General features: G+C 62.2%; 11 protein-coding genes. 4 read left to right on the top strand and 7 right to left on the bottom strand.

What is annotated here, in order from left to right; translation table 11 throughout:
- Window positions 1–202: 202 nt before the first annotated feature.
- The 4 genes from menE to QRN51_RS16450 are packed head-to-tail and all read right to left on the bottom strand — an operon-like array spanning window position 203 to window position 4,156.
- Entirely contained in the window at window positions 203–1,780 is a 1,578-nt protein-coding gene (gene menE, locus QRN51_RS16465; protein ID WP_284990921.1) for an o-succinylbenzoate--CoA ligase, read from the bottom strand.
- A gap of 34 nt (window positions 1,781–1,814) precedes the next feature.
- On the bottom strand, window positions 1,815–2,270 hold the full coding sequence (locus QRN51_RS16460; RefSeq protein WP_284990920.1) for a MaoC family dehydratase: 456 nt from the start codon (window positions 2,268–2,270) through the stop codon (window positions 1,815–1,817).
- A 46-nt stretch (window positions 2,271–2,316) separates the two neighbouring features.
- Window positions 2,317–3,162: an amidohydrolase family protein gene (locus tag QRN51_RS16455; protein WP_284990923.1), complete on the bottom strand. Its 846-nt coding sequence runs from the start codon at window positions 3,160–3,162 to the stop codon at window positions 2,317–2,319.
- 58 nt (window positions 3,163–3,220) lie between these two features.
- The gene (locus QRN51_RS16450; protein WP_284990919.1) at window positions 3,221–4,156 is read right to left on the bottom strand and encodes an SDR family NAD(P)-dependent oxidoreductase; all 936 of its coding nucleotides are present in this window, start codon (window positions 4,154–4,156) and stop codon (window positions 3,221–3,223) included.
- 289 nt (window positions 4,157–4,445) lie between these two features.
- Here QRN51_RS16450 and QRN51_RS16445 point away from each other — a divergent pair, with 289 nt between their 5' ends.
- From QRN51_RS16445 to QRN51_RS16430, 4 genes are all read left to right on the top strand, one after another.
- Window positions 4,446–4,751, top strand: coding sequence for a MarR family winged helix-turn-helix transcriptional regulator (locus QRN51_RS16445; protein ID WP_284990918.1), 306 nt, complete (start codon window positions 4,446–4,448; stop codon window positions 4,749–4,751).
- A gap of 375 nt (window positions 4,752–5,126) precedes the next feature.
- Window positions 5,127–6,605: an APC family permease gene (locus tag QRN51_RS16440; protein ID WP_284990917.1), complete on the top strand. Its 1,479-nt coding sequence runs from the start codon at window positions 5,127–5,129 to the stop codon at window positions 6,603–6,605.
- A 22-nt stretch (window positions 6,606–6,627) separates the two neighbouring features.
- Window positions 6,628–7,266, top strand: a complete 639-nt coding sequence (locus QRN51_RS16435) for a TetR/AcrR family transcriptional regulator (protein WP_284990916.1) — start codon at window positions 6,628–6,630, stop codon at window positions 7,264–7,266.
- Between the two features lie 49 nt (window positions 7,267–7,315).
- Window positions 7,316–8,977, top strand: coding sequence for an amidohydrolase (locus QRN51_RS16430; protein ID WP_284990915.1), 1,662 nt, complete (start codon window positions 7,316–7,318; stop codon window positions 8,975–8,977).
- A gap of 583 nt (window positions 8,978–9,560) precedes the next feature.
- Here QRN51_RS16430 and QRN51_RS16425 read toward each other — a convergent pair.
- From QRN51_RS16425 to QRN51_RS16415, 3 genes are read right to left on the bottom strand one after another with little or no spacing between them, the layout of a single operon-like run.
- Window positions 9,561–9,722 (bottom strand): hypothetical protein, encoded by a 162-nt coding sequence (locus QRN51_RS16425; RefSeq protein WP_284990914.1) that lies wholly within the window; start codon window positions 9,720–9,722, stop codon window positions 9,561–9,563.
- A gap of 3 nt (window positions 9,723–9,725) precedes the next feature.
- Window positions 9,726–10,817: an agmatine deiminase family protein gene (locus QRN51_RS16420; RefSeq protein WP_284990913.1), complete on the bottom strand. Its 1,092-nt coding sequence runs from the start codon at window positions 10,815–10,817 to the stop codon at window positions 9,726–9,728.
- Window positions 10,818–10,855: 38 nt separating this feature from the next.
- A complete protein-coding gene (locus tag QRN51_RS16415) occupies window positions 10,856–12,517 on the bottom strand; it encodes an amidohydrolase (RefSeq protein ID WP_350224996.1) in 1,662 nt (553 codons plus the stop codon).
- Window positions 12,518–12,602 lie beyond the last annotated feature (85 nt).

The raw sequence follows: 12,602 nt of genomic DNA, 5'->3' as shown, positions 1-12,602 counted from the left end.
CTGCGCTGAACGCGTTCGCGATTACCTTCGCCGGCCGGTTCGAAAGAACCACTCAATAATGTAAATCGGCCGGAGCCGTGTAGTTCAAGCTGATGGGATCTGAAGGAGGCGCTTTGTGTCTGTTTAGACGAGTACGTCAGATAATTTCAGTAGGTCTGCTGGTGCTTCTTAGCGCATTCACCTTTCATCATTTGGGTTGCGGTCAGTGGTCCCTCAGGTTAGTGAGCTGGGCTCGTAGGTCTGCCTTGCGGATCTTGCCGCTGGCCGTCCGGGGCATCTCGCTGACAAATGCGAAGGACTTAGGGATCTTGTAGCGCGCCAGCCGGCCGGCCAAGTGTGTACGGACTTCGTCCTCGGTCAGCTGCGCGCCTTCGCGAAGCAGAATCACTGCCCGCGGGACTTCGCCCCACTTCTCGTCCAGTACGCCGATCACCGCGACGCTGGCCACGGCCTGGAGATCGGTGATGGCTTGCTCCACTTCCGCGGGGTAGATGTTTTCGCCGCCGGAGATGATCATGTCCTTGAGTCTGTCCGAGATGAAGACAAAGCCGTCAGTGTCCTTGTATCCCATGTCCCCGGACCTGAACCAACCGTCAGCCGTAATGGCCTGATCCATGGCATCGGGCCTGTTCCAGTACTGGCCGATGACGTTCGGGCCCTTAATGTGTATTTCTCCCACAGTTTCCGGCGGCGCCTCGCTGCCGTCGAAGTCAGCAATCCGCACATCGGTGAAGAAGTGCGGCAACCCTGACGACCCCGCTTTTTCCCGCGAACGGTCCGCCGGAAGTGTCGTCGCTCCCGGGGCAGTCTCGGTCATTCCGTAGCCGTTAGAGAAATGCAGTCCACGTTCCTCGTAGGCTTCCAGGACCCTCATGGGCACGGCGGAACCACCGCACGTCAGCTTCTTCAGTGAGCCCAGGTCCGTGGCCACCCAGTCCGCATGCTCGCAGAGCATTTGATAGGTGGTTGGTACTCCACTGATGGTGGTGGTCCGGTGCTTTTCAATAAGGTGAAGGGTCCGCCGGGCATCGAATTTGGCTTCCAGGACCACCGTGCCACCCTTGAGCAGCGTTGGCAGCACCCCCATGTTCAGGGAGGCCACGTGGAACATCGGGGAAATCATCAGGGCTACATCCGTGGAGGTAAAATCGAAGTCCACGATCACGTTCATGCAGTTCCACACGACGTTCCCATGGGTGAGCAAGGCCCCTTTGGGCCGTCCGGTGGTGCCGGACGTGTAGAGGATCATGGCGCCGTCGTCCAGCCCCACACTGACGTCCACGAACTGGTCCGAGCCTGCAGCGAGCACCGTTTCGAAGTCCTCCACGGCAATCGTGCCTTGGCCCGCGACGTTCTCCGAAGGCGCGGCAGTGCCCTCACTGACGTCGTCGACGACGATTCGCCCCGTCAGCGGTGTGCCGTCAGAACCGCGCGTCGCAAGAACATCCAAGCTCTGGGAATGGATGAGGATCCGCGCTCCGCAGTCCTGGAGCTGGAACTGGATCTCAGGGGGTGCCAGGCGCGTATTGAGGGGTACGAAGATGGCCCCGAGCAGGCCTGCCGCGAAGAGGGTTTGGAGGAAGGCGGGGTGGTTTTCGCCCAGGTATGCCACCCGTTCGCCCTTGGCTACTCCGCGGTCCCGGAGCGAGTTGGCCAGGCGGACGCTTGCGTCCGCGAACTCTATATAGCTCAGTTCCCGGTTGCCGGTGACCAGAGCGGTCTTGTTACCGGATTTGAGGCGGCGACGCTGCAGCCAGGAGCCGATGCCGAAGTTCTCCACAGGGGTCTCCTTTCTTCGAAGTAGGGAGGGTGGATTACTTGTAGAACCGTGCCAGGAATTCTGCCACGACGGCGGGGCGTTCCTGGCCTTCGATTTCGATGGCGTTGGCGACCTTGATCTGGGCGCCGCCCTTGACCTCGGTGACCTCGGCGATGGTGGCCTGCATGCGGATGCGCGAGCCCACCTTCACAGGGGAGGTGAAACGGACCTTGTCCAGTCCATAGTTGACCTTGGTGGTGACGCCGTCGACGTCGAACAGCTCCCCCCAGAACGGGATGATGAGCGAAAGCGTGAGGAAGCCGTGCGCTATGGTGGCGCCGAACGGGCCGTCCTTGGCGCGTTCGGGGTCCACGTGGATCCACTGGTCATCGCCGGTGGCATCAGCGAATTTGTTGATCTGTTCCTGCGTAATTTCAATGTATTCAGTGACGCCGAGGTCAGTGCCGGCGAGGGTGAGCAGTTTGTCGAAATCGACAACGAGATTGGGCATCTTTGGCTCCTGGATATTTGGTTTGCGGGCTGGGGTAAACGTGCGGTTAGCCTGTGGGGCTGTCCAAGCCGAGCAGGCGGACTGCGTTGTGCTTGAGGATCTTGGGCCGGACCTCGTCCTTGAGCGGGAGGTCAGCGAACGCTCCGAGCCACTTCTGCGGGGTGATGAGCGGGAAATCCGTGCCGAACAGAACCTTGTCCTGCAGCACCGAGTTGGACATGCGGACCAACGACTCCGGGAAGTACCTCGGGGACCAGCCTGAGAGGTCGATGAACACGTTGGCCTTGTGCGTGGCGATGGAGTTCGCCTCGTCCTGCCACGGTACCGACGGGTGCGCCATGATGATCTGAAGACCAGGGAAATCGGCGGCAACGGCATCGAGCAGCAGCGGGTTGGAATAGCCCAGCTTTATGCCGTACCCGCCGGGAAGCCCTGCGCCCATGCCGTTCTGGCCGGTGTGGAAGATCGCGGGCAGGCCGAGTTCCTGGAGGGTCTCCCAGAGCGGGTAGAACTGCTCGCGGGAGGGGTCGAAGCCCTGCAGTGAGGGGTGGAACTTGAAACCGCGGGCACCCAAATCGACGGCCTGGTGCTTCGCGCCCTGGATGGCGTCGGTGCCGGTGCGCGGGTCCACACTGCCGAACGGGATCAGGACGTCGTTGTTCCGGGCGGCGCCGGCGATCAGGTCGGGGATGCTGTTCGGTTCGTTTTTGAGCTGGGTGCGGGCGTCCACGGTAAAGACGACGGCGGCCATGTTCAGCCCGCGGTAGATCTCGGCAATGCGGTCCAGGGAAGGCGTGCGGTCCTCGGCTTTGAAGTACTTCGCAGACGCCTCCGTCAGGGCCGGCGGCAGGGACTCGTGGCCGTGGCGGTCCACCTCGAGGTGGACGTGCATGTCAATCGCGTCCAGCACCGCGACATTAATGCCAAGTTCGTATCTCAAGCCGCTCACGTCAGCGAGCTTCGACAGGTTCGGGCCTGAGGTCTTCGGGAAGCGGGAGGAACTCTTCACCGACGCTTCGAAGTTTGTCGCCGAAAAGGGGAGTGAAGTTTTCCACGAGGTCCTGGTAACTCCAGCCATCTTCGCGGTATCCCGTTGCCGCGGCTTCGGGGTGGGTCCAAATCTGCAGGCGGTCTCCTCCGACGCCGATTACCTGGCCGGTGATTCCTGAGGCGGCATCTGATGCGAGGAAGGCAATCAGCCCGGAGACGTCACTGGCGGTTCCAAAACCGAGGTCGTGGCGGAAAAAGGCTGGCATAACCTCGCCGCGTTCGTCCGCTTCAACGGCCTTCTGGAAGTATGGAACGGTCTTCGTCATTGCGGTGGCCGCCACCGGTACCACCGTGTTGGCGGTGACGCCGGCCTTTTTCATTTCCAGGGACCAGGTGCGGACCATGCCTACGATTCCGGCCTTGGCTGCGGCGTAGTTGGTCTGTCCGAAGTTGCCGCGCTGCCCGGTGGGGGAGCCGATGGTGATGATCCGGCCGGCAATCGCGTTTTCCTTGAAGTAGGCGAAAGCTTCCCGGACACAGGTGAACGTGCCACGCAGATGAACACTTATCACCAGGTCGAAATCCTCATCAGTCATCTTCAACAGGCTCTTGTCCCGCAAGATGCCCGCATTGGTGACGAGGATGTCCAGCCGCCCGAACTCGGAAAGAGCGCCGGCTACGAGCGCTTTCGCAGCCTCGGTCGTGCCGACCGGTGCGACAACTGCTGACGCCCGACCTCCTTCGGCCCTTATCTCACTCACAGCATCGGCGGCGCTTATTGCATTGACGTCATTGATAATGACGGCGGCACCTTGCCGTGCCAGTTCCTTGGCGTAAGCGAGCCCGAGGCCTTGGCCGCTTCCGGTGACGATAGCTACTTTTCCCGACAAGCTCATCGCTGCTCCTTTTGCTAGCTGCCCGTGTGCATCCTGCTATAGGGCGTGGGATGCTGTTCATTATCCATGAAAATATAGATGGTTGAAAAAGTCAACGATCCTGATCTTACTGGAGTTGGTTATGACGGTCGAGACACGGGACCAATTAGAGAATGGGCCGGCCGCTAGGCTGGCATCCGCACCAATCAGTCGGGACCTGGGGTTCCTGCTCGCGAAGCTGCACACGACTGGGTCGTCTTTGAATAATCGGGCGCTGGCGGAGTTTTCGCTCAAGGAGCGCTCATACTCCGTGCTTGCCCTCGCAACCAGCGACTTGGAACCCACCCAGCGGGAAATGGCAGATTTTCTGAGCCTTGACCCCAGCCAGATCGTAGCCCTGGTCGATGAACTCGAGTCTCGGGGCCTGCTTTGCCGTTCTCCTGGGAAGCGCGACCGCCGTGCCAAGATTGTCACGGCGACCCCGGAGGGGGCCAGGCTCTTCGCAGCCGCGCAGCCCGCCGCCCGGGAGGCTGAGCGTCTGGTCCTGGCCGCTCTTCAACCGCAGGAAGCGTCAGCCCTCAAGGAACTCCTTTGCAAAGCGTTGTGGGAAAAATGAAGCCTGCGCAACAACCCCTGTTCCCTTTTCCGCGCCCATGCTCTGACATGAAAATTGCGGTGACATTGTCCCGGTGTCTGGAATATCTGGTGGGTCAGTGACGTCGGGCTGGGTTATCCGGTCCGTTGCAGGGATTCGAGTTGTCTGATGGCTCGGGTTTTGGTTCTGGAGGCAGCCGCGGTGTTCGGCCTTGTAACTCCGTCACTCGTGAGTCCATCGGAGCACGAAGGACTGCAAGTTTCTATCAGAATGTGGCGACCTCATGCATTTGAATCCGCCAAGGGCGAAGGAGGATCGCTTGTTTAGGCGCCACAATGCGGGCCGCCAAAACCCCTGCTCTTGACGCATGCATGTGACGGCCCCCACAATAAGAGAATGGCTTTCACTAATAAAACGACGGCACCCATGCCGTCCACGACCGTCAGCGTTGACGGCGGACTAAAAAAGAACGCAATTGGAACACGCGATATCGTGTTCATGCTCGTGTCAGCTGCGGCACCGCTGACCATCGTTGTGGGCATTGCCCCGCTCGCCCTCGCAGTGGGAGGGGTCGGCGCCCCGGCCATCTACGTCGTCGCGGCGTTAAGCCTGGCTCTCTTCGCCATCGGCTTCATGGCCCTGACCCGTCACGTCAACTCATACAGCGGCTTTTACGGCTACATCTCGAAAACCCTCGGCCGTGTCGTCGGCCTCGGCTCAGGCCTCACCGCATGGATGAGCTACAACGGCCTACAGATCGGCCTTTATGGACTGCTGGGAATCCAGGCCAACCTCGCCGTGAAGTCCTTGACCGGCGTGGAACTTCCATGGTGGCTCTACGGGATCGTGGCGATCGGGGCCGTTTGGTACCTGGGCTGGCGCGGGATCGACGTCGGCGCAAAGGTGGTCGCTGTCCTGCTCACCCTAGAAACCGCGATCGTTGGCATCGTCGCCGCGTTCGTCCTGGCCCAGGGCGGCGCACACGGCATCGGCTTTGAATCGTTCAGCCCGGAGGCCATCGTCTCCCCGCAGTTCGCCGCGGTCCTGGCCCTCGGTTTCTCTGCCTTCATGGGTTTTGAATCCGGAGCCCTGTACCGCGAGGAGGCCCGGGACCCCGACCGGAGCGTCCCGCGTGCCACCTACATCTCCATCGCCTTCATCGGCGCGTTCTACGCCTTCGCCGTATGGATCATTGTCCAGGCCTTCGGCCCGACCGTTGTCCAGGAGTTCGCCGCAGGCCACCTGGACGCCGGGGACACCGCTTACATCGTGGCGGGCAACTTCGCGGGCGAGTGGTGTGTGAACCTCATGAGTGTGCTGATCGTAACGAGTATCTTCGCCGCTCAATTGGCATTCCACAACACCATCAACCGCTACACGCTGTCCTTGAGCAGGGAAGGGGTCTTCCCGACGTGGGCCGGCACGATCAACCCCCGCTACCGCACGCCGTCGGCCGCGGGAATTGTCCAGTCCGTACTCGCCATCGCTTGTGTGGTTGTGTTCGCGGCATTCCAGCTGGATCCCTTCACCCAGTTCCTGATCTGGATGAACACCCCCGGAGTACTCGGCGTGCTCTTCCTGCAGGCCCTGACCAGCATCGGCGTGGTGGTGTTCTTTATCCGCCAAAAGGACAAGACACTCAAGTGGTACGTAATTCCGTCGGCCATTATCGCCACCCTCGTCATGTCCGCGGTCTCATTCCTCATGCTGAGCAACCTCGAACTGATGACCGGCTCACCGGCCGGCGGCGCCCTTAATACGATCCTCATCCTGGTCTTCCCGAGCACCTTTGTCATCGGCGTCGTCACAGCTCTCATCCTCCGCCGCGTCCGGCCGGACATTTACCAGCGCATAGGAGAGGGCAAAGGAGAATGAATCAGGAGCATAGTCTTGAGAGATGCAGACTCCCAGCAAAACCAGGCAGCTAGGACGGCCACGGACACCGAGGCTCTCACGGAAGGCAATCGGCCGCGCGGCGCTTGAGATGTTCGAAGAGGAAGAGAGCCTGTCAATCCCGAGGCTCGCGGAACGTCTCGGTGTCCGGCAGTCGTCTTTCTACAAGCACGTTACGGGTCGGCAGGAGATCATCGAACTGGCCCGTGGCGCCCTGGTGGAGAGGGCTCCGATGCCCCAGCTGACGTCCGGCAGCCTTGACGAGGTCATCCGCCAGACCTTCGACGCCCTCCGAACGGCCTACAGCCTGGCACCGGCGCTCCTTCCCCTCCTGCTCACGCAGCCGGTGTCACACCCGGCAGCCTTGGAGGCCTACGACCGGTTTGCCGAAGCGTTTGAGTTCGCCGGGGCGCCGAGGCACCTCATCCTTCCCGTTTTGGAAACCCTTGACAGCGCCGCGATCGGCGCGAGCCTCGACGCAGTGACCATGGAATCCGCTTGGAGCATCAAGGAAGAGGATCAAGGCACCTACCCCCACCTGTTCGCGGCACAGAGAGCCGTAGCAGAGTACCCCGTGGACCGCTTCAGCTTCCTCGCCGATGTCCTCTCGGCAGGATTGCGGGCCGCCATCAACGACGCCTGATCCTTCCCGGGCGGGCGTCGAACACCCGAATACAACCAGGAGTTATATCTTGACTACGCCCGAGCCCATCGATCTCGTCATCCTCTCGTCCAGCATCCTCTACGGTGAGGAGCTCTCGGAGAGGGCCGGCTTCGTCGCGGTCTCCGATGGCCGCATCGTCCTCGTCGGCCCAGCCGACGCAGCCAAGGAATGGACCGCGCGAGCTATACAGGTGATCGACGTCGGCGATGCGACAGTCTGCCCCGGCCTGATTGACGCCCACATCCACCCCATCGCCGGGGCGGACATCGCACGTGGCCTTGACCTCAAGGGACTCACCGAGCTCGACGCCGTCCGCGCCGCCCTTGCGGAACACGCCGCTTCCACGGCTCACACCGTTGGTTCCGAGTGGTTGTTCGCCTGGGGGCTCGACCCGGTCATCTTCGGGGATGCAAGCTTCAACAACTCCCTCTTCGACGGCATCCTCGACGACGAACTCGCGTTCATCACCCTGTTCGACGGCCACGCCGCACTCGTCTCCGACGCCGCCCTCAAGCTCGCCGGCATCACCGGGACGGAAGAGCTGCCGAGTACCGGCTACGTCGGCGTCGACCAGCACGGCAAGCCGAACGGCATGCTCTACGAAATGGCCGCCCAGGATCTCGTCCGCAGCATCCTTCCCCAGCTCTCCTTCGAGCAACGCGTCGACGGACTCGACAAACTCCTGCGTTCCATGGCCGAGTCCGGGCTGGTAGCGGGCCACATGCTGGACTTCGGCGTCCCCGAGACCTTTGAGGTGCTGGAGGCCCTCGAGCTCCGGGGCGATCTCGGCATTCGGCTGCGGATTTCCCCGTGGGTCATGCCCGGTGCCACCGAGGAGGATCTGCGGGCCGTGCTCGCGATGCAGGGCCGGCACGGCAGGCGCTGGCACGTTCACGGCATCAAGCTCATGATGGATGGCACCATCGACAACGGAACGGCCTGGCTCTTTGAGCCAGACACCCTCGGAGAATCCCTCCATCCGCTCTGGCACGATCCTGAGTCTCTGGCAGCAGCCATGAAGTTCTTCCACGAACACCGGATCCCCACCACCACGCACGCCATTGGTGACAAAGCCGTCTCCTTTGTCGCGCGGACCATCGGAGACCTTCCCAAGAACGGCACGGTCCACCGGATTGAGCACATCGAGTCCATCCCGGATTCGGTCTTGGCGGAAATTATCAGTGCTGGCGCCGCAACGAGCCTCCAGCCGACGCACTGCTCTCTCTACAGCCGAGCCGACCACACCGACAACTGGTCCCGCAGACTCGGCACTGAACGGGCCAACCATGCATGGCGGACCCGCGACCTCCGCGACGCCGGAGCCATCGTTGCCCTCGGTTCGGACTGGCCCATCGCCCCCTTCGACCCGCGGGCGATCATCGCCTCAGCCCAGACACGCCGCCCAGCAGGGAGGCCGGAGGTCGAGCCCGTGCAGCCGCAGCAGGCACTGTCCGCGCGTGCCGCGCTCGAAGGCTACACGAGCCAATACTGGCGGTCAGTTGGCGAAGAAGGCGGAATCGTAGAGGAGGGGGCCCGCGCCGATCTGACGGTGGTCCGGCACAATCCACTGACAACAGCGCCGGATGAGTTCGCCCAGACTCCAGTCATCTTGACCGTTGTTGACGGTGAAGTAGTTGTTGACAACCGTCCGGCCCTGGCAACGGGAATCGTTCACCTTGGCCAGGCATAGTTCCAGGCCACCGGGACGAACGTCTCCAGAGTGGAAGGAACTACGATCCAAACGGGAAAACACGGTCGAGCCTCGTGCTGGCTCCTTTTATAAGGAGCTATGAGAGTGGGTCCCGTGGCGGACTCCTCTACCGTGCGTCGTGCACGCAGTATTCGCAGGCATTCAACGGGACCGTCTTTGGCCTTGGGAACTGATTTGGTCCGGCCGTCGAGTACTGATTGAACGGCTTGGTAGGCGTCCAGCGGATCGGATTTGCCCTTCAGCCCGCGCGCGGCCCGGTTTGGTCTATTTACTTCCAGCTGACCAGTTCTGATTACCGGCGTTTGCGGCGAAAAGGCCCGGGTCCTGATACCCAGTGTCCCGTCTCATCTAAGTTGACCCACGAAAACCCCGGAATCTCGCGGATTGCGTCACCTTGCGTGACGCGAATTTCGCTGTTTTGTCTCACTTTAGTTGACCCAGATCGCAGAATCGCGGCATGTGCGGTTGATCCGAAATCCCCGGAAATACGCGGATTTTGAGACCGGTGGTCGCACTAAAATGAGACAGATCGGCCAAATGCATCATCTGTAGTGAGATTGGGTCACTTTAGGTGAGACGGGACACCCAGGAGCAGCTTCCTTTTCGGCTCCTCCCCGGCCTTGTCGTACGTCTCAATCCGCTCCTCGTACAGGAGTACGAGTTCTTTGCTGGACACCTCGCCAGTGTCCAGTGCCTCGCGCAACTGTTGAATAGTCGCTTCCACGACTCATTCTGCCAGGCCCCCCGTGCCGGCTGCCGCCGGTTGCTGCTGGGTGATGCAGTGGATGCCTCCGCCAAAGGCGAAGATGTCCCGGGCGTCCACCAGTTCCACCGCCCTTCCGGGATACGCACGTTCCAGGATTCCGGCCGCGATGGTGTCGTTCGGGTCATCGAAGCTGCACAACACCACCACATCGTTGGCCACGTAATGGTTTATGTAGGACCAGTCCACGAACCCCTCGTCGTCTTTGATGACAGTAGGGGCAGGCACGTCGATGACCCGCAGGGGACGGCCTTGCGCGTCGGTCCCGCAGGCGAGGATGGGGTGGAGTTCCTGGTAGACCTCATAGTCGGGGTGGGAGGGGTCGTCCTGTCGGTGAAGCAGGACGGTGCCGGGGCCCGCGAAAGCAGCGACGATGTCCACGTGCCCGCGCGTGCCAAAATCCTCGTAGTCACGGGTGAGCCCACGCGGGAGCCAGATGGCTTTGCTGGTTCCCAGTGCCGCATGGATCTCGGCTTCCACCGACTCCTTGGTGGCGCCCGGATTGCGGCCAGGGTCCAGTTGCACCGTTTCGGTCAGCAGGACGGTTCCTTCGCCGTCCACGTGAAATCCGCCGCCCTCGTTGACCAGGGAGCTTGGTCGTATTGGAGCCCCTCCCGCTAGGGACACGGCACGTGCCACATGTCGGTCCTTGCCCCAGGCAGCCCAGGATTGGGCGCCCCAGCCATTGAAGATCCAGTCGACGGCGGCAATCGAACCGTCGCGCCCCTGGGTAAACGTGGGTCCGCTGTCCCTTAGCCAGGCATCGTCCAGGGGTATTTCCGCCACCGTAATCCCCTCGCCGAGCCATCGTCTTGCGGCATCGGTGTCACGAGGATCGGCGATGACTGTGACGGGTTCATACCGTGCGATGGTGCGGGCAACCTTGGACCAGGCGGCGCGGGCTCTGTCCAGGCTGGGGCTTCCCCCGGGCCCGAACGTGGCATTGGGTGGCGGGAATGCCATCCATGTCCGCTGGTGGGCCGCCCATTCGGCGGGCATGTGCCCTTCCGGGACAACATGAGTTCGGAAGGGGGTGGTAGTCGGAGCGTGTTCCATGGGTTGCGAGTCTTTCTGGTCTGGCTGGGGGTGTTGCGTCAGGTGGGCTGGCTGAGGGCGTGCCCGTCGCGTGGAGCTGTGGTGGTGACGGCGGGAAAGGCCACCTTGCCCCCAACGACGGTCATACTGGCCTGGTTTGCCAGCAGTTGCGCAGGCTCAGCGGTCAGCGGGTTGCTGTCTAGGACGGTGAAGTCTGCCAGATAGCCAGCAGCGATGCGGCCCTGCCGGTCCTCTGCGCGGCAGGAGAACGCGGCGTCACGGGTGGCGTGGCGGAGTGCGTCGGCGAGTTCCAAGGCATATCCGGGCAGGTTGGCTTCGAGGGTGGGGTCCAAGGCCGAGAGCCGGGTTGATGCGACGTACATGTTGGGCAACGGCTGATGCGGGGCGGTGGGCGCGTCGGTACTGAGGACCAAAGTCGCGCCGGCTGCGGTGAATTCGGTCCACGGGTATGCCCTTTCGGTGCATTGGTCTCCCAGCACGCTTTGCCAGTTTTCCTGGATCGCGGGATCGGCGTGGACGGGCTGCATCGAGGCCACCACGCCGAGCGCGGCAAGGCGCTTGACGTTGTCTTCGGTCACAGTTTCGAGGTGTTCGATGCGGTGTCTGCGTTCTCTGGGACCGTTGCGCCGATATGCCTCCTCCAGGGCGTCCAGGGCTATGTCGGATGCCTCGTCGCCGATGGCGTGCATTGCTATCTGGAGGCCGGCTGCGTCGGCGGCGGCCACGACGGGGGTCAGGGATTTCCGGTCCCAGATGGGTTCGCAGGAGCTGCCGTCCGCGTAGGGCTCCTTCATGGCGGCTGTGCAGCTGTCGATGACGCCGTCAACGACCAGTTTGATTCCGCAGATCTGTAGCCAATCGCTGTTCAGCTCGGCGGCCAGTTGGACAGCTTTCTGCACCTGGGCGAGGTTTTGGTCCTCGAATTCGTGGCGGGACACCAGGACGTGCCCCTTGACCCTGATGGGAAGGGTGTTGCTGTGCCGTGCCAGGGCACGTCGGAAGGCTGCAAGGTCATCGTCCTGGACCGCCATGTCCACTGCTCCCGTGACTCCGACGGCGAGATAGTTGGTAAAGGCGTCCTCTAACTGGGCATCCCGGTCCCCGTCGCTGGCGTACGCGGCGAGGGCGGGCCAGACGATCTGCTGCGCCGCAGTCTCATAGAGCATCCCGTCGGCTTTCCCGGTTAACGGGTTTCGGCCGATGCGGCCGCCGATAGGGTCGGGGGTGTTGTCATCAATTCCCAGTTCCGCCAGGGCTGCGGTGTTGACCCATACCGAATGCAGGTCGTTGGCGTCCAGGTAGACGGGGCGATCGGGTATGGCTTCATCCAGCAGTTCCCGGGTGGGTTGTTTGCCGCCCAGGGAACCGTAGAGCCACCCGGCCCCCAGGATTCGTCGGGCGCCGGTGCTGTCGGCTGCCTCCTGAAGGCGGCGCTGAAGATCAGCAAGGTCGGTAGCCTCCCGCAACGGGACCTTTTGCGTGGCCTGCCCCATCATCAAAAGGTGCGTGTGGGCGTCAATGAATCCGGGAAGGACAAAGCCGCCACCGAGATCCACTTCAGCGACACCGCCTCCTGCCGCCATACGTGCATCGGCTTCCTTCCCTACGTGAAGGAAGCGGAACCCATCGACCACGAAGGCGTCGGCTAGGAAGCCGTCGGCGGTGAAGACGGTGGCGTTGGTGTAAAGGGTGCGAGGCAACGGAGTGCTTTCTGTGGGAAAGGGGCGGGACATCATGCGATCGCCGCCTGGTTAATTTCAAGAGACAGGCAACTGGCGCCGGCCT

The organism is Arthrobacter sp. efr-133-TYG-120, assembly GCF_030209785.1.
Taxonomy (GTDB): Bacteria; Actinomycetota; Actinomycetes; order Actinomycetales; family Micrococcaceae; genus Arthrobacter.
The sequence above is the reverse complement of the archived record's forward strand: the minus strand, read 5'-3'. Positions and strand labels throughout refer to the sequence as shown.